This window comes from Pseudorhodoferax sp. Leaf265 (assembly GCF_001422365.1).
Classification (GTDB): Bacteria; Pseudomonadota; Gammaproteobacteria; order Burkholderiales; family Burkholderiaceae_C; genus Pseudorhodoferax.
This window is the reverse complement of record NZ_LMMT01000034.1, coordinates 265,746-281,345: the sequence shown is the minus strand read 5'-3', so window position 1 is coordinate 281,345 and position 15,600 is coordinate 265,746. Positions and strand designations below refer to the sequence as shown.

At 68.3% G+C, this 15,600-nt stretch carries 16 protein-coding genes; 2 read left to right on the top strand and 14 right to left on the bottom strand.

The window, feature by feature from the left end:
* Window positions 1–340: 340 nt before the first annotated feature.
* Genes ASF45_RS22835 through ASF45_RS22795 form a run of 9 tightly spaced genes read right to left on the bottom strand, consistent with a single transcriptional unit; the run spans window position 341 to window position 9,371 of the window.
* Complete coding sequence (locus ASF45_RS22835) at window positions 341–793, bottom strand: hypothetical protein (RefSeq protein WP_056668367.1); 453 nt, start codon at window positions 791–793, stop codon at window positions 341–343.
* The gene (locus tag ASF45_RS22830) at window positions 790–1,305 is read right to left on the bottom strand and encodes a YbjN domain-containing protein (protein WP_082551220.1); all 516 of its coding nucleotides are present in this window, start codon (window positions 1,303–1,305) and stop codon (window positions 790–792) included. The genes ASF45_RS22835 and ASF45_RS22830 overlap by 4 nt, the downstream gene beginning before the upstream one ends.
* 17 nt (window positions 1,306–1,322) lie before the next feature.
* Window positions 1,323–2,195 carry a peptidyl-prolyl cis-trans isomerase gene (locus ASF45_RS22825; protein ID WP_235581009.1) on the bottom strand — a complete coding sequence of 291 codons (873 nt, stop codon included), beginning with the start codon at window positions 2,193–2,195 and terminating at the stop codon, window positions 1,323–1,325.
* 44 nt (window positions 2,196–2,239) lie between these two features.
* The gene (locus ASF45_RS22820; RefSeq protein ID WP_056668363.1) at window positions 2,240–2,947 is read right to left on the bottom strand and encodes a hypothetical protein; all 708 of its coding nucleotides are present in this window, start codon (window positions 2,945–2,947) and stop codon (window positions 2,240–2,242) included.
* A 10-nt stretch (window positions 2,948–2,957) separates the two neighbouring features.
* Window positions 2,958–4,700, bottom strand: a complete 1,743-nt coding sequence (locus tag ASF45_RS22815; protein WP_200932194.1) for a putative porin — start codon at window positions 4,698–4,700, stop codon at window positions 2,958–2,960.
* A 39-nt stretch (window positions 4,701–4,739) separates the two neighbouring features.
* Complete coding sequence (locus ASF45_RS22810; protein ID WP_235581008.1) at window positions 4,740–5,465, bottom strand: hypothetical protein; 726 nt, start codon at window positions 5,463–5,465, stop codon at window positions 4,740–4,742.
* A 10-nt stretch (window positions 5,466–5,475) separates the two neighbouring features.
* Window positions 5,476–5,889 (bottom strand): biopolymer transporter ExbD, encoded by a 414-nt coding sequence (locus tag ASF45_RS22805; RefSeq protein WP_056668358.1) that lies wholly within the window; start codon window positions 5,887–5,889, stop codon window positions 5,476–5,478.
* Window positions 5,890–5,892: 3 nt separating this feature from the next.
* The gene (locus ASF45_RS22800; protein ID WP_056668355.1) at window positions 5,893–7,671 is read right to left on the bottom strand and encodes a DUF2341 domain-containing protein; all 1,779 of its coding nucleotides are present in this window, start codon (window positions 7,669–7,671) and stop codon (window positions 5,893–5,895) included.
* Between the two features lie 59 nt (window positions 7,672–7,730).
* The gene (locus ASF45_RS22795) at window positions 7,731–9,371 is read right to left on the bottom strand and encodes a ShlB/FhaC/HecB family hemolysin secretion/activation protein (protein WP_056668351.1); all 1,641 of its coding nucleotides are present in this window, start codon (window positions 9,369–9,371) and stop codon (window positions 7,731–7,733) included.
* 194 nt (window positions 9,372–9,565) lie between these two features.
* Between ASF45_RS22795 and ASF45_RS22790 the strand changes: the two genes are divergently transcribed.
* The gene (locus ASF45_RS22790) at window positions 9,566–9,916 is read left to right on the top strand and encodes a hypothetical protein (RefSeq protein ID WP_063887748.1); all 351 of its coding nucleotides are present in this window, start codon (window positions 9,566–9,568) and stop codon (window positions 9,914–9,916) included.
* Window positions 9,917–10,092: 176 nt separating this feature from the next.
* Here ASF45_RS22790 and ASF45_RS22785 read toward each other — a convergent pair whose 3' ends face one another.
* The 4 genes from ASF45_RS22785 to ASF45_RS22770 form a co-directional block, all read right to left on the bottom strand.
* Complete coding sequence (locus ASF45_RS22785) at window positions 10,093–10,533, bottom strand: hypothetical protein (RefSeq protein ID WP_056668348.1); 441 nt, start codon at window positions 10,531–10,533, stop codon at window positions 10,093–10,095.
* Between the two features lie 399 nt (window positions 10,534–10,932).
* Window positions 10,933–11,871, bottom strand: coding sequence for a thioredoxin-disulfide reductase (trxB, locus tag ASF45_RS22780; protein WP_056668345.1), 939 nt, complete (start codon window positions 11,869–11,871; stop codon window positions 10,933–10,935).
* 46 nt (window positions 11,872–11,917) lie between these two features.
* On the bottom strand, window positions 11,918–12,670 hold the full coding sequence (locus ASF45_RS22775; RefSeq protein ID WP_056668342.1) for a glutaredoxin domain-containing protein: 753 nt from the start codon (window positions 12,668–12,670) through the stop codon (window positions 11,918–11,920).
* Window positions 12,671–12,731: 61 nt separating this feature from the next.
* The gene (locus tag ASF45_RS22770) at window positions 12,732–13,703 is read right to left on the bottom strand and encodes a LysR substrate-binding domain-containing protein (protein WP_056668339.1); all 972 of its coding nucleotides are present in this window, start codon (window positions 13,701–13,703) and stop codon (window positions 12,732–12,734) included.
* 157 nt (window positions 13,704–13,860) lie between these two features.
* On the opposite strand from ASF45_RS22770, the gene ASF45_RS22765 reads away from it, so the two are divergent.
* Window positions 13,861–14,808, top strand: coding sequence for a tripartite tricarboxylate transporter substrate binding protein (locus ASF45_RS22765; protein ID WP_056668336.1), 948 nt, complete (start codon window positions 13,861–13,863; stop codon window positions 14,806–14,808).
* Between the two features lie 88 nt (window positions 14,809–14,896).
* Here ASF45_RS22765 and ASF45_RS22760 read toward each other — a convergent pair whose 3' ends face one another.
* Window positions 14,897–15,376 carry a hypothetical protein gene (locus ASF45_RS22760; protein WP_056668333.1) on the bottom strand — a complete coding sequence of 160 codons (480 nt, stop codon included), beginning with the start codon at window positions 15,374–15,376 and terminating at the stop codon, window positions 14,897–14,899.
* Window positions 15,377–15,600: the final 224 nt, after the last annotated feature.

Here is a 15,600-nt window from a genome sequence, read left to right as displayed (position 1 = left end):
TCGGCAGTCCGCTGTATCCCAGCGGCGCGACGAGGCCCGCCCGCGCATGGCGCCTGCCACCAGGCCGGCGATGCCAAGGCACCCCGAGAGGTGCCAGGCCCCTCAGGACGGATGGCTTCGCCGTGACCGCTGCGCCCAGGCGCACAGGGCCCGGAAACCGCGGTACGCCACCAGGCTGACGAAGACCACGGGCCCGGTCGCCAGCACCCACAGGGCCGATCGCCAGGCCCTCAGGAAGTAAGCCACGTGGTCGAGTACGGTCGGCACAAGAAATTCCCCCGCGCTGTCCCAGCGCTCCACGGCAAGCACAACGCGCGCACCGGGGCGGCGCCCTGGCGCCTCAGCCCGGTGCACGCTCCAGCAGCTGCAGATCGAGTTGCAGCAGCAAGGGCTGGCCCATGTCGGCCGGCGGCCCGGCCTCCAAGGGCTGCGCGGTCAGCAGCCCGCGCAGGTCCGCATCTGCCTCGGCCTTGCCGAGCGGCGTGAACTCCAGGCGCTCCACCCGGCCGTCCGCGGCAATCCACAACCGCGCCACCAGCTGCTGCGACAGCGGCGTGTCCGCTGCCAGCACGCGCTCCTGCATCCAGCCGTGCAGGCGCTGCACCGCCGCATCGGCGGGATCGCTCAGGCGCTGCTGCAGCTGCTCGCTGACCTGCAGCGCATAGCGCAGCCAGTGCGCCGGCGCCGTCTGCTGGGCCTGGGCGGCGGGCGCTGCCGTGCTCGCGGCCGCCAGCCAACCCAGCGTGCGCAGGCCCTGCCGCAGGCGCGCCCGCCAGCCAGCGCAGGCGCTCACGCCGGCGTGGCCGCTTCGGGCGTGGCCTGCGCCGCATCGCCGGCCTCGGGCTTGAAGTTGCGCAGGTGCACGAAGAACTGGCCCATCATCTGGGTCCACAGCTGCACCATCACCGCCAGGTGCGTGGCCGCGATGCCGCCGGCTGCCACCACATCCATCTCCAGCACCACAAAGTCCCCGTGCAGGGCCACGCGCGCGAAACGCTTGCTGCGGTGCCAGTCGGCCAGCACCGATTCGGGCAGCACCCCGCCCTGCACGCGCAGCGGGCAGCTGAAGGTCAGGTCCGCATAGCGGCCCGGGGCCAGCTGGTTGCCCCACAGCACCTGGAAGCCCACGCCGTGGCTGGCGCTGTGCAGGCGCACCACGCCGTCCTGCTCGATCGGCGTGACGGCGCAGCCCGCGGCCTTGATCGCCTCGGACATGTCCTCTGCGCCAAGCGCGAGCAGCAGCTCGCCGGTCTTGCGCAGGTCGGGGCCGGCCTCGGCCCGGGCTTGTTCGGAAACTTCGGTCATCGTCTTCGTCCTTCTCTTCACTCGAACACATGGCGCACGGCCGCATCGACGGTGGCCGCATCGACCACCACCGAGGCCGCCGGCGCCAACTTCTCCAGGTGCGCACGCGCCAGCGCCTGTTGGCGCTGCGCGCGCAGCACGGCCGTCAGGCGCGGCTGCACCTCTTCCAGGGTCGCGGTGCGGGCCGGCTGGCGTTCCAGCAGCTTGAGCACATGGAAGCCCGTCGGCGTCTGCACGGGCGCAGCAACCTGGCCGGGCTGCATGGCGGCCACGCTCTCGCGCGCCTGCGGCAGCAGGCGGTCCAGCGGCAGCAGGCCGATCTCGCCACCGCGCGCCGCGCTGGCGCTGTCCTGCGCGTGCTGGCGCGCCAGCGCCGCGAAATCGCCCTGGCGGGCCTGCTGGGCCAGCGCCTCGGCCTGCGCGCGCAGCGCGGCCACCGCGGTGGCGTCGGCACCGGCCGGCAGCGCCAGGAAGATCTGGGCCACGCGGAACATCTCCGGCACGGCCAGGCCGGGCCTGGCCTCTTCGTAGGCGGTGCGCAACTCGTCGGGCGAGGGGTAGCCGGCCGGCACCTGCGCCACCGAGGCCAGGTAGCTGTTGCCGACGATGCGGGCAGTCGCCTCCTGCACCGCGGCATCGATGCTGCTGCGGACCTCGGGCCGCTCGGGCCACTGGTGCGCGCGGGCCTCGCGCAGCAAGGCCTCGCGCGCCAGGCGCTGGCGCAGCCAGAGTTCCAGGGCTGCCCGGTTGTCGCGCACGGCGGCCCGCTCGGACGCGGGCAGCGCGCGCAACATCTGCTCCAGTTCCTGCTGCGAGACCGACAGACCGTCCATGCGGGCTGCGGGTGCGGCCGGAGCTGGCTGCTGCGCCATGGCGGACCATGCCAGCATGCCCAGGGCCGCGCCGACGGCGAGGCCACGCCAATGCCGCGCCCTCATGGCTGCGGTGCGGCCGGGGCCGCAGCAGCAGCGGGCGCGTTCACGCCGCGCGGGTCGAAGCGGCCCTCGTAGAGCTGGTCGCCGTACTGCTGGGCGATCTGCTCGTACTGCACGCGCACCTGCGCGGCGAAAGGCTGGCGCACGCGCATGAGCGTGCCCATGTCGATGCCCTCGTAGGCGCGCAGCAGCTCCTGTCCCACGCGGTACAGCTGCTGGTTCTTGGCCTGGCACTGCGCCATGGCCTCGGCCTGGAACTGGCTCTCGCCGGCCAGGCGCTGGCGTTCGGCCTCGGAGGCGCGCGCCATCTGGAGCAGGCCGTCGTAGGCGGTCTTGTACTGCGCGGCCTGGGCATTGGCGCGGCCGATGCCGGCCTGCGCCTCCTGCCGCAACGCGGCCAGCTGCTGCTCCTGCTGGCCACGGACCTCGCGCTCGCGCGCCAGTTGCGCGCGGCTGCTGCCCAGCTCGCGCTCCAGCGCCCTGGTGTCGGCCGCCGGCGCGGCAGGCGCGGCCGCCACGGGGGCCGGCACGGCGCGCGCCTTCAGCGTGGCAAGTTCGTTCTGCGCGGCCTGCAACTGCTCGGTCGTGGCGCGCAGCTGCGCGCGCAGCCGCTCCTCCATCGAGGGTTGCTGGGCCGTGGCGGCACCGCAGAAGGCCGCCAGGGCGGCGGCGATGGCGCAGACGCGCCGGGAATGGGTGGACAGCATGGCGTGGGCCTCAGAACCGGGTGTTGATTTCCAGCTGCAGCAGGTCCATCGACACAGGCGCGCCATACACCTGCTTGGACGAACTCCAGCGGCCCGTGAACCAGGTGTTCTTGTCGAACGCATAGGAGCCGCCGACGTAGTAGCCCTTGGCATTGGTGCCGCCGCCGTGGAAGCTGGAGTCGTTGTAGCCGTCCGGCATGGCGTCGGGCTCGATGCGCTTGTAGCCGGCCAGGACGTTCCAGTCGCCGCGCTCGGCCGGGGCCGGCATGCCGAAGGTGGCCTGCAGCAGGTAGGCGTTGCCACCGCTGCGCAAGCTGCCGTTGGCGTCGAAGTTGTTGACGATGCCGCCGCCGGCGCGCGCGACCATCTTGTCCACGCCATAGGCCAGGTTGCGGATGTAGTTGCCGTCCAGGCGCAGGCCGTAGCCGCCGGCCACGCGCGTGTCCCAGCGCAGGTTCACGTCCAGCAGCCGGAACTTGGACGCCAGGCCGAAGTACTGCGGCATCGCGGTGGCGGCCGGGTCGTTCGGGTTCAGCGCGATGTTGCGCAACAGCATCAGCGTGTTGCCCTTCTGCATGAAGGCCGGACGCGCCCAGTCGGTGCTGCAGCTCTGCGTGCGGCCGTCGTACAGCGCGCACGGCGCCGACAGCTCGCCGCTCACGTTGCGGAAGTCGTAGTAGGCCAGCGCGGCGCGCAGGCGGTTGTCGCTGTCGAGTTTCCAGTTCGCGCCGACCTGGGCGCCGAGCAGCCACTTGTTCTCGCTCTCGGCCTTCTCCTGGCTGTTGTTCGGGAAGTTGCTGTTGGAGTACTCCAGCGGCACCACACCCAGCGTGCCGAACAGCTCCACATCGCGGTTGCCCTGCAGCGTGCGGCTGAAGCGCGCGGCCACGCCGTCGAAGTTCAGGTCGGACGAGTACAGCAGGTCGGTCGAGACGAAGGGGTTGCCGAAGCGCCCGCCGACCAGCGTGAGGCCGGGCAGCGGCGCATGCGACAGCCAGGCCTGGTCGAGCCAGACGCTCTTCTTGCCCAGGCCCCCGCCCAGCGTCTGCGTGGTCGACACCGGGCCGTCGTCGCCACCCGTGGCCAGGCGCACGCCGGCCTGCGTGCGCTCGGAGATGTCGGCCTCCACGCCGATGCGGGCGCGCGCGCGCCACTGGTTCTTGCGGTCCTGCCGCGTGTTGAGCAGCGGCGGCAGCGGACCGTTCAGGTTCTGGTTGACGTCGTAGGCGCTGCCGTCGTTGATGGCGGCGTAGTTGATCTGCTCGTTGCTGTTGCCGCCGGCGTAGTAACGCGATTCGTTGCGCACGCGCACGTCGCCGGTCAGGCGGACGCGCTTGGACCATTCCGGCGTCTCGTTGGGCGCGGCCCAGCCCTCGCTGCGGGCCTGGGCCATGACCTCGGTCTTGATCTCGTCGCGGATCTGGTCGCGCACGGTCTGCGGCACATAGGGAACGCGCACCTCGCCGGGCTCGGCGGCCGGGCGTGCGGCGGGCGCCACCAGCGCGGCCTGGCGCTGGGCCTGCTGCGCGGCCATGGCCTCGGTCTGCGCCTGCGCGAGCAGCGCCTCGCCCACGTCCTTGGCGAGCGCGCCGCTCTGGACCAGGCCGCGGATCAAACGGACCATGGCGCTCTCGCCGGCCACCGGCGCGGCGGCCTGCGCATGGGCGGTGCCGGCCGCGGCCAGCAGCGCGAGGGCCGAAGCGCAGGCGAGCGCCTGCACGCTGTGGCGGGGGATTCGGAAGGATGTTGTCATGACGGGCATGGAGAGGTTCTTGAAGGTCGGATGTCGTGGTCAGGGCCGGCTGCCCTTCATGGAGACGCGGATCGGAAAGCGCGCCGATGCGGGCGGGCGTTCGTCCAGGCGGTCGAGCTCGCGCAGGAAGGCCAGCACGGTGTCGTCGATGCGCTCGGTGCCGGTGCCTTGCACCAGCTGCACGCGCACGGTGCGGCCGTCCGCGTCCAGCCACAGGTCGACGCGGATGTCGGCGAACACCAGGTGGCGCGTGCGCGCATCGCGGGCCAGTGCGTTCTGCAGCATGCTGGCCACGTAGCGGTTGTAGGAGCCGGCACCGAGGCCGCCACCGCCAGCGCCCGCACCGGACATGCCGCCGCCGCGGCCGGCGCCCACGGCGAAGGCATCGGAGCCGGCCTCGCCCGTCGCGTCCATGGTCACCGGGTCGCCCGCCTGTGCAGCGGCGGCATCCGACGGGCTTTCGGGCGCGTCGTCCATCGGCTTCTCGTTCGATTCGGCCGGCTGCGGTGCCACTTCGGTGATCTGCGGCTCGACCTTCTGCGGCTCGGGCTCGGGCAGCTTCTCGGGCTCGGGCGGCGGCGGGGGCGGCGGCGGCAATGTCAGCACCGCCGTGGGCGCGGTCTCGCGCCGCTGCGATGCCGTGTCGGACAGCAGATGCCACAGCCCCAGCAGCAGGCCGAGCACCAGCGCGGCGCCGATGGCCCAGCCGCCATGGCGGCGCCACAGGCCGTCCTGCCGCAGCATTGGTGCGGAACTCTTGGTCACGCCGGGCCCCTCACGGCTGCTTGCCGGTGACCAGGCCGACCTGGTTCAGCTCGATGCGGCGCAGCAGGTCCAGCACCTCGACCACGCGGGCGTACTGCACCGAGGACTCGCCGCGCACGATGACCGGGAAGTCCGGCGTCAGCGCCTTCTCGGTGCGCAGCCGCTCCTCGAGCTCGGGCAGCGTGACCGGGTAGGCGTCCAGGAACAGGCGCCCGCCGTTGTCCACCGTGATGGCCTTGGTCTTGGGCTTTTCCAGCGGCACCGAGGAACTGGCCTTGGGCAGGTCGACCTTGATGCCGGGGATGCTGGCGTTGCTGGTCAGGATGAAGATCACCAGCACCACCAGCAGCACGTCGACGAAGGGCGTGATGTTGATGCCGCCGGTGCGCCTTCTCGGGCGGAACCGGGTTGCACTGCTGGCCATGGCTCAGGCGCTCCGGGCCGGCGCGGCGCCGCGCAGGCGGCTGCCCTCGCCCTGCTCTTCGGCCAGGCGCGTCGAGAACTCGTCGACGAACACCGCCATGTCGGCGCCGATGGCGTCCGAGCGCGCGGCCAGCCAGTTGTAGCCGAACAGCGCCGGGATCGCGACGCCCAGGCCGGCCGCCGTGCACAGCAGCGCCGCGGCCATGCCGGGGGCCACCGAGTTGATGTCCACGGCGCCGGCCATGGCCGCCACCACGAACACCAGCATGATGCCGATCACGGTGCCGAACAGGCCCACGTAGGGCGCGCCCTCGATGGTGGTGGACAGCCAGTTCATGCGGCTGGCCATCTTCTCGGTCTCGCGCACCAGCACGCCGTCCATGGCCGCGCGGATCGCGCCGATGGTGGAGGCCGACACCGCGTTGGTGTCGTAGCCGTTGGCGCGGCGGCGGCGCAGTTCCTCGACGGCCACCGCGTATAGGCGCCACAGCGAGGAGTCCACGCGCACCGCGGCCGGCACTTTGTCGTCCTGCGCCAGCGATTCGAGCGCGTTGCCGGCGGTGGCGCGAAAGTGGCCGATGAAGGCTTCGTTGGCCCGCGCCATCGCGTTGAAGCTGCGGCCCTTGCCGATCATGATCAGCCAGGACACCACCATCATGAGCGCCAGCAGCGCGACCACGATCCAGGCGTCCAGCGGCATCGCCGCGAGGATGAAGCCGAAGTGGCTCTTGCCGGCCTGCTGCTCGTCCGGCCCGAACTGCGTGAGCCGCGAGTCGGCGCCCTGCGAGACGGCGTCGGCCAGCAGCAGCGCACCGGGCCGGGCGACCTTGGACAGGCGCAGCTCGTCGATCACGCCGTTGAAGGCCGTGCTGCTGGCGTCGCCGCCGGGATCGGCACCGACCGCCGCCGCCGTGTTCAGCGCCGGCAGCGGCTGCGCCAGGCGGGCCGCCTCGCGGCCGCCGACCAGCAGCGCGACGCCGCGGGCATCGGCCTGGATCGCCAGGTGCGACCACTGGCCGGCCTGCACCGGCTGGCCGGGCGCGCTGCGCTGGCCGTTGACCTGCACGAAGGGCACGCCCTGGTCGATGCCCAGCACCAGCTCGCCGGCGCCGTCGCGGCGCGCATAGACCACCTGGCGCACGCCCAGGGCGTCGGGCCGCACCCAGGCGCTGAAGGTGAATGCGCCGCCGGCGGCCAGCTGCAGCGAGGGGCTGGCCGGCAGCATCAGCGGCGTGGTCGCCAGCTGCGCGCCGCGGCCCAGCACCGAGCCCTCGGCTGTCACGGTGGTGGTCTGGGCGTGGTTTCCGTAAGCCGTGGTGTCGCGCGCCGGCGCACCGGTCTCGGCGAAGTGGTAGACCAGCGTGTAGTCCGGGTCGAAGCTGCGCTGGCCGTTGCCCGAGGCCGGGGCCTTGGGGTTGCCGTAGTACATCCAGATCTGCTGCGGCGCGCCGGCCGACAGCGCCGGCACGTCGACCCAGACCAGGGCCATGCCCAGCAGCGGATCGAACTGCTCGATCTGGTGGTTCAGCACGGTCTTGTCGTCGCCGGCCACGAAGCGCAGGTCGGCGCCGGTGTCCGAGACGCCCTGGAAGCTGAAGTTGCCGGTGTGCAGCCGCACCAGCACGGGCGCGCGGCCGGCCTCGCCGCCGATGGCCGCGCCCTGCGGGCCGCCATCCAGCGTGATGGGCTTGCGGTAGGACCATTCGGCCTGCCACCAGGCATGGGCCAGGCCAGGCAGCACAGTGCTCAGCACGGCGAGCACGAAAGCGAGAAGTCGACGCATGACTTGTGTTCTCCGGAGATTCAAGAAAAGGGGGACGGGTGCGGTCTGCGGGGATGGCATCAGTAGCTGGCCTGCAGGCTGAAGGTTGCGCGCGGGTCGTGCCGTTCGGTGCGCACGCCCCGGCGCAGCGGGTAGCCCAGGTCGAGGCGGCCGCTGACATGGCGGCCCAGCTGGAAGCTGGCACCGGCGCCGACGGCCAGCTGCGTGAAGCGGTCGGCCTGCTCGGGTAGCGGATCGCGCAGGCGCAGGTGGCCGAAATCGGTGAAAACGTACAGGCGTGCGTTCTCCAGCGCGATGGCCGGCAGCGCCAGCGGCCAGCTGCGCAGCTCCAGCGAGCCGACCAGGCCCACGTCGCCCACGCTTTCGGCCGCCAGGTAGCCGCGCACCGAGTTCATGCCGCCCGAGGCCAGCTGCTCGCCCGAGACCAGTGGCGAATCGGTCATCTGCCCGCTCAGCCGCAAGCCCAGCTGCGCGCCCGATGCGAAGGAACGGCTGCCGTTGACATCGGCCTTGGCCAGCATGAAGCCCGAAGTGGCCTTGTAGCGCTTGCGGTCGAACGCCGCCCAGTTGCTGCCCCAGCCGAAAAACGAGCGCGTGCCGTAGACCAGCGACAGGCCCAGGCCGACCTGCGTGCGCTCGCCTTGGTAGTAGCCGGAGTAGGCCAGCGTGATCGGCGCGTACTTGAGCGGCACCTCGTCGCTGCCAGTGCCCAGCGTGAGCGACTCCTTGTTGTTCTTGAGGTCGATGCCCACGCTGAAGCTGTGCCACCAGGTGTCGCTGGCCGGCACCGCGTAGACGGCCTTCAGGCCGACTGCATAGCCCTTGCTGAGCACGGCCGTGCCGCCGGTGGTGGAGACATCGCTGTCGGACACATAGCCCGAGGCTTCCAGGCTCCAGCGGCTGGCGCGCAGCGGCGCGGTGTAGGAGCCCGAGAGCACCTTGGTCTGGTCGGGTTCCTGCGGCGTGACGAACAGGCTCAGCGAGGCGCTGTGCCCCAGCTGCCACAGATTGTTGTGGCCCAGCGTGGTGGTCAGGCGCAGCTTGCTGGTGTCGGCGCTGTTGTCGTTGTTCAACCCCACGCTGGCGCGCCAGGGGCTGCTGTCCTCGACCTTGAGGTCCACGTCCATGGTGCCGGGCACCGCGCCCTGGCGCACCAGCGGCATCACCTGGCGCTGGCCGCCGCGGTTGAGGTCGGTCAGCTCGGCCTGGGCCTGCGTGAAGTTCGGCACTGCGCCCTCGCGCAGTGCCGGCACCTGCTCGCGCACGTCGCGCGGCGAGGTGTATTCGGCACCCGTCACGCGCAGCCGGCCCACGCGCGTCTCGTTCACGCGCAGGTAGACGATGCCCTCGGTCACCTGCTGCTCCGGCAGGTCCACGTGCACCGACTGGTAGCCGCCGGCCTGGTAGGCCTGGTTCAGCGCTTCGCGCGCCGCCTCCAGGTCCTTGAGCGTCTTGCGCGGGCCGAGGAAGGGCGTCACCGCGCGCTCGATGGCGCGCACATCCAGCACGGTGTTGCCGCGCACCACGTACTCGAGCACGTCCACCGTGCGCTCGGGCGCGGCCGCCGCCGCCGTCGTCGCCGCCTCCGCGGCCGCACCGGCGCCCTGTGCCAGCGCCACGCCCGCGCCCAGGCACTGCAGCACCAACAGGCAGATGCCGCGCGCGAGCGCGGGCGGCGTGCTGCTGAAAACTTTGCGCATGTGATGAGTTCCGATCCCTACAGGAAATGACGACACCGGCCGCACCGGCGTCACGTTCTGCTTCCTAGACGAGCCTGCCCAGGGGAACCCGCAAAAAGTCACCAAATCTTCATGAAGCGGCGCGGCGCGGAACTGTCATCGCGCTGCGATGAAGCCGAGGCAGGATGGCGGGTTTGTGGTTGGAGAACAGACCGATGCACGCACCTGCCTGTCTATGCGCCGCGCGCTGGGGTGCCGCGTTGCTGCTGGCGATGGCGGCGGGCGTTCATGCGGCCGACAAGGCTGATGCGACCGATGCGCCGGCCTGCATCGAGGTCGAGGTCGACGGCGAACGCGTGCCCGCCTACGACTGCCTGCAGCGCAAACTACAGCCGCGGCCTTCGGCGCCACGCGCAGCCGCGGACCGGCCGCCCTCAGGCGCCGAGGCCATCGTGCAGCGGTCCTCCAACCAGCTCGGGGTGTTCAACCGCGCAGCCACGCAGACGCGCATGGGCAACACCTTCGGCACCTCGGTGTTGCCGCAGCGGCCTGGGGTGGCGCCTTGACGGCTGCGCGTGCTTGCCGGTGGTTGTTTGGACGGTGCGGTGGTGTTTGGGGTGAAGTGGCGGGTGCAGCGGGTAGCCCCTGTGCGCCCTCTGCTGTCAGTCGCCTGGCGAAGTTGATAGCGGCGGCGCCGCGCTAGCGCTCATTGATGCAGCCAAGTCCACCGATGACGTCATGCTCAAACCTTGGCGAGGAAGGCCGCTGCATCACCTGCTTCGCACTTCCAGTCTGCGAAGACCCCAACCAGGTTGCATTCCACGCAGCGGCAAGCAATGTAGTACCAGCGCACGTCATGCGTGCCTTCGTACACGGAGACGCCGGACACCAGCTCGAACACCTCGTTCTCGCACACGCACGCGTGCGCCTCAGGCGCGGCTTCTTCAATGTAGGCCTCGCTGTCGCCCATCGGGTGTTCCTGCCCGCAGTCGGTACAGGTGCGGATTGCCACACCGGCTTCTTCATCAGTCCGCAGCGCGAAGGTCCGGCATCCGCAATCGCATTTGGACGCGGCAAACCGGACAGCCTCATGGCGATTCGCAGCGCTGTAGCTGCGAAGTTCGGCTTGGGTGTCGCCGGACGTCGTCCCGTACCAGAACTTGCCTTTCTTCGTCAGTGCCATCGATGCTGCTCCATTTCTCAAGATGGGCTTCCCGGCAGGCCTGATGCCGGGCCCGCCCCGTTCGTCTGGATTCTGCCTGGAGGCTCGGTGCGTCATCGTGGAAGGCTTGGGGCGCGGTGGTCGCCGACGGGGGCTGCGGCCACCCTTCAATGACTACGCTTGGAGAGTGCAGCCATACAGTCTCTCGGATTCGCACGGCGCCTATCAGCCTGGAGCAGCCTTTCACGGTCTGAAAGCGACCTGCGTAGTTCACATGACAGTCTCCGGAGTCGGAAACTGGCACCGGCCAAGTTCTTGAATGTCCAGGACGACTACACCGGAAACCGAGTCCCGCTCGTGACAGTACCAAGTCGATCCCACTCGTGACAGGACCGAGCCGGGCTCCTTTTGCTCACACTGCTAGAGGCCGAGATACCTTTGAGCGTCGAGGGCTGCCATACAGCCGCTACCCGCGCTGGTGATCGCCTGTCTGTAGACGTGATCCTGGACATCGCCCGCTGCGAAGACTCCCTGGACGCTTGTCATCGTGGCATAGCCATCGGTACCCGATCTGGTCTTGATGTATCCGTCCGTCATCGTCAGTTGGCCGTTGAACAGCCTTGTGTTGGGTTGGTGGCCAATGGCGATGAAGCACCCCTGCACGTCGATGGTTTCGGTGGCTTCGCTTAGCTGGTCGCGCAGCCTTACGCCTGTGACACCAGCAGCGTCACCGACGACCTGCTCGACGACGCAATTGACCCTGAGCGCGATCTTTCCGTCGTCCACCTTCCTGCCCAGTCGGTCAAGAAGGATGGGCTCGGCACGGAACTTCTCACGCCGGTGCACGAGCGTCACTTTCCTGGCGATATTGGCCAGGTACAGCGCCTCTTCCACCGCACTGTTGCCCCCGCCCACCACGCAGACGTCCTGATCGACAAAGAAAAAGCCATCGCATGTGGCGCAACCCGAGACGCCACGTCCCATGAATGCTGCCTCCGAAGGCAGGCCGAGGTACTTGGCCGAAGCGCCCGTCGCCACGATGAGCGCGTCGCACGCATAGGTGCCTGTTTGCCCTTCGAGCACGAAAGGACGGCGCTTCAGATCGACGGACAGGATGTGATCGGCCACCACACGCGTGTTGAAGCGTTCTGCGTGCTGAAGGAATCGGTCCATCAAATCGGGCCCCTGAACGCCTTGCACGTCGGCAGGCCAGTTCTCGACATCGGTCGTCGTCGTGAGTTGACCACCTTGGACGCTGCCGGTGATCAGCATCGGGGACAGATTCGCCCGTGCCGCATAGATGGCGGCGGTGTATCCGGCTGGGCCAGAGCCCAGGATGATCAGCTTGGCGTGTTCCATGGTCGTTGCCGGTGATTCAGGTCATTCAGGGCAGTCAGGACACTGATCATTCCCAAAGGCCCTTCGGCACGGGCAGACCTTCGAGGATTTGCTCTGTCAGCGGCTTCTCGATGGCGATGCCGTTCTCGTTGCTCCACCAGAGCAACTGGCGCGTGTGTTGCGCGGTATGCCACACGGAGCGTTCCAGAAACGAGTGCATCGAATGGACGCCATAGAACATCTTCAGCGGCCTCTTGCAGCTCCTGTCTTCCAAAGCGTCCCACCATGCAGCGACGCCTGCCCTTTGTCTGTCTGCATATGCAAGGATGGCTGCTGTATCGAGGCTCGGCGGCGCATCAACATTGGCAACGACCGTCCAGTCTTCCAGCCCATCGTTGACCACCTGAAGAAAGGCATCGGGCACCTGGAAGATGTGATACGCCACATCTCGCACGGTGCGTGCACGCGGCGGGGCAGGCAGCTCTTCGAGCATCGCGTCGGGAATTTTGGAGATTGCTGTCGCGGCAATGTCCATGATGGCCTTCCACCGCTCAACCAGAACCTCTGGCGCGAGCACATCGACGACATGCTCGATGCCCACGAATGCAGCGACATCGTCCAGCGACTGAGCGAACGTAAATTCTCTGCCGCGGACCACGACCGGGATCGACCGCGCGCCGAGCGAGGCCAGGAACTTCATCGCAGCGGGGTCCTTGGCGACGTTGATCGACTCGAACGGAACACCCTTGCGGGTCAGGAATTCTTTGACCCTGACACAACTGGAGCACCCGGTGGTCCAGTAAACGCTGATGGCTTCCATGATGCTGCTTCGCTTGAGTGGGAATGACCGCACTGTAGAAAAAGCAGCGGTGCGCCGCTATTCAATCTGCAGAGGGGCTCTTCGCTCCAGTCGATGGCGCGTCGTTCGCCTCGCCGATGCCCAGCCAACGTTTTTGGTCCAACGCGTGCCGAACCACCCGTTCGAGCAGCTCGTAGACGGCTGCAGCGGTTGCGCCAAGAGGAAGGTGCTCGGAGGTACAAAGCACCACGGTCCGGGCCATCTGCAGGGGCGTGATCACGAGGGGATATGCGTCAGGACTGCGAAACTGCCTCTGCAGCGCCGACGCCGGCAGGATCGTGTGGGCGTATCCCGCCTCGACCGCGTCTACCAGCGTTCGGAGGGAATCCACCTCGGCGACCACATCCACGGTGACATCGTGTGCGCGGAGTTCGGCTTCCACGATCCGCCGCATTCCTGTCTGTCGGCTGGAAAGAACCAAGGGTAGGTGGGCGACTTCGGATATCGACATGGCACGGCCGCCGGCCTTGACGGCAGAAGCAGCGGGGGACACGAGGTAGATGGCTTCGCTGAACAGGGGTTGTTCCACGATTCCCGGTGAGGGCTCGAACTGGTAGGTGACCGTCATGTCGAGCCTGCCTTGCAGCACCATCTCCTTCAACAGGTAGCTCATTCCCTCGGCAAGGTGGAGTTGAACCGCTGGGAGTTGCTGGCGCGCAGCCGTCAACAGGTCGATGGCGAGCAGGTCTTGGACGACGACAGGCAGGCCAAGCGACGCGGGTCCGCCGACCTCGGCGGCAGAGCGCTCCACGTCCAAGGCTGCGCGCTCCACCTGTCGAAGAATGGCCTGTGCGTGTTTGTAGAGCGCCTCGCCCGCCTTGGTAGGAAAGACACCGGTGGAGCGCCTGACCAACAGCTTTTGCTGAAGGCGCGTCTCGAGATTGGAAATTTGCAGGCTCAGCGCCGACTGCGCCACATGAAGCTCGACCGAAGCGCGCGACATGCTGCGCTGTTCGACGATCTTGACGAAATACTTGAGCTGTCGAAAGTCCATGGTGCTTGGCCGGAAGGTTGGCAGCGTTGAGCCATCTTCCGAATCGATTCCCGCATCTGTCGATTGAATGGCGCGCGCTCGAAGCGAACCAGATACTCCGGCCACTACGACACCAAGGCCACAGATGAGACAAGCTCCTCCACTTCGCCGGCGCACCTTGATCGCAGCCTTCGCTGCGGCCTCTGGATTGTGCGCGCTGCCTGCGCGCGCCCAAAGTGCCAAGGCACTACGCCTTGTCGTTCCCTATCCCCCAGGCGGCGCGGTCGACGCGCTTGCCAGGGTTCTCGCGGAGAAACTGCCAGCGTCGCTCCACGACAGGACAGTCATCGTCGACAACCGCCCAGGGGCCGGAGGCAACATCGCGGCAGGCCTTGTCGCCAAGTCAGAAGCGGACGGCAGCAGCGTGCTGGTGACATCGAACAACCACACGATCAATCTGTCCCTGTATCAAAGGCCCGGCTACACGCTGGACGATTTCGAGCCGATTGCGCAGATTGGCATCACCGGCTTTGCCGTCGTGGCGCATCCGTCGACCAACTTCAAAACGCTCGCCGACATGCTGACCGCAGCGCGCAGGAAACCCGGCTCCATCTCTTTCGGGACCGGCGGAAATGGGCATCCTGCGCATCTGGCAACCGAATTGCTCAAGGACTTGGCCAAGGTGTCCATGCAGCACATTCCTTACAAGGGAACTGGCCCGCTCACGGCCGACCTGGTCGGCGGGCAATTGCCGGTGGGCGTCATCTCTGTTGTCGCGGCCCAGCCATTCGTGCTGTCCGGCCAATTGATCGGCTTGGCCGTCACCACGAAAGAGCGTTGGCCCGATCTTCCGAAGGTCCCAACGGTTGAGGAGTCCGGCTTTCCCAACTACGAGTACAGCGCATGGATGGGCGTTCTTGGGCGCAAAGGCATGCCTGAGGCAGAACTGGCGAATCTTGAGCGCCAGTTGCTTGCGATTTCCGATACCGCCGACGTGCGCTCAAGGCTTTACAAGCAGGGGATCGTCCAAGCCTACAAAGGCCGCGCAGACTTCAAGGCCGCACTCATCCATGACGCCGCCGTGAATCGGGACTTGGTCAAAACAATTGGCGTGCAAATAGATTGACCGCGGCCGAAGGTCGACGCACAGCTGCCTTCTGGTGGCAAGTGCAATTGCCACCGTCGGAGTTGAGTGACTGCTACTGCCGCCGCTCTCAGCCATCCACCCTCCCCGCTTCACCCTTCGCCGCCAACCCAAGAATCGCCTTCGACAGCGCCCGCTTGCGCTGCCACTGCGCCACAAGCCGCATGCTCAGGAGAACCAGCAATGCAGCCGCGCCCCCCAATGCCGCACGGCTGAGCGGTGTACCGGCCCTGACACACCCGGCAACGGCCAGCATCGCCAGCACGAAGCTCTGCAGGGCACCCGACATTGAACGCCCCGTCTCCGGCAGGACGACTTCGCCCGTGGCATGGTTGACCCAGCCGCCCAGGGTCTTCCAACGCCCTGCCTGACCCAGCACCACGGTCAGCGTGGCGCCAGCCTCGATGCTGGGCCAGCCGGGAGCCTGGACGGAGAACCGCCTCACACCCTTGGACTGGAAGGAAAAGTCCGTCCGCTGGGCGGCGTAGCGCGATGCCTTGCGCCGCTGGACGTCGAACACACGTTCCAGGGTGATGGTTTCAATGTGCATGGGGAGTCGGGTGTCCGCTTCGGTATGGCTGTTTGCGTTGTCGAACGGGGCCCGCCGATGGCGCGGCACCAGCCCCGCGACGACCGAAGCTGGTCGCGCAAGCACAACATGCCGAGCGCTTCATCGGCGATCTCGGCACCGGTTCTCGGAAACACCGCCGATGCAGTCATCCAGAACCCCAGGGCGCTCCATGTCCAGGCACTGCGACAGCCTGTGGCGCAAAC

Bases quoted from the DNA above. Each gene is read 5' to 3' on its own strand.
- ASF45_RS22830 (WP_082551220.1), bottom strand. From the start codon at position 1,305: ATGACCGAAGTTTCCGAACAAGCCCGGGCCGAGGCCGGCCCCGACCTG.
- ASF45_RS22825 (WP_235581009.1), bottom strand. From the start codon at position 2,195: ATGCTGGCATGGTCCGCCATGGCGCAGCAGCCAGCTCCGGCCGCACCC.
- ASF45_RS22820 (WP_056668363.1), bottom strand. From the start codon at position 2,947: ATGCTGTCCACCCATTCCCGGCGCGTCTGCGCCATCGCCGCCGCCCTG.
- ASF45_RS22815 (WP_200932194.1), bottom strand. From the start codon at position 4,700: ATGACAACATCCTTCCGAATCCCCCGCCACAGCGTGCAGGCGCTCGCC.
- ASF45_RS22805 (WP_056668358.1), bottom strand. From the start codon at position 5,889: ATGGCCAGCAGTGCAACCCGGTTCCGCCCGAGAAGGCGCACCGGCGGC.
- ASF45_RS22800 (WP_056668355.1), bottom strand. From the start codon at position 7,671: ATGCGTCGACTTCTCGCTTTCGTGCTCGCCGTGCTGAGCACTGTGCTG.
- ASF45_RS22795 (WP_056668351.1), bottom strand. From the start codon at position 9,371: ATGCGCAAAGTTTTCAGCAGCACGCCGCCCGCGCTCGCGCGCGGCATC.
- ASF45_RS22790 (WP_063887748.1), top strand. From the start codon at position 9,566: ATGCACGCACCTGCCTGTCTATGCGCCGCGCGCTGGGGTGCCGCGTTG.
- ASF45_RS22785 (WP_056668348.1), bottom strand. From the start codon at position 10,533: ATGGCACTGACGAAGAAAGGCAAGTTCTGGTACGGGACGACGTCCGGC.
- trxB (WP_056668345.1), bottom strand. From the start codon at position 11,871: ATGGAACACGCCAAGCTGATCATCCTGGGCTCTGGCCCAGCCGGATAC.
- ASF45_RS22775 (WP_056668342.1), bottom strand. From the start codon at position 12,670: ATGGAAGCCATCAGCGTTTACTGGACCACCGGGTGCTCCAGTTGTGTC.
- ASF45_RS22770 (WP_056668339.1), bottom strand. From the start codon at position 13,703: ATGGACTTTCGACAGCTCAAGTATTTCGTCAAGATCGTCGAACAGCGC.
- ASF45_RS22760 (WP_056668333.1), bottom strand. From the start codon at position 15,376: ATGCACATTGAAACCATCACCCTGGAACGTGTGTTCGACGTCCAGCGG.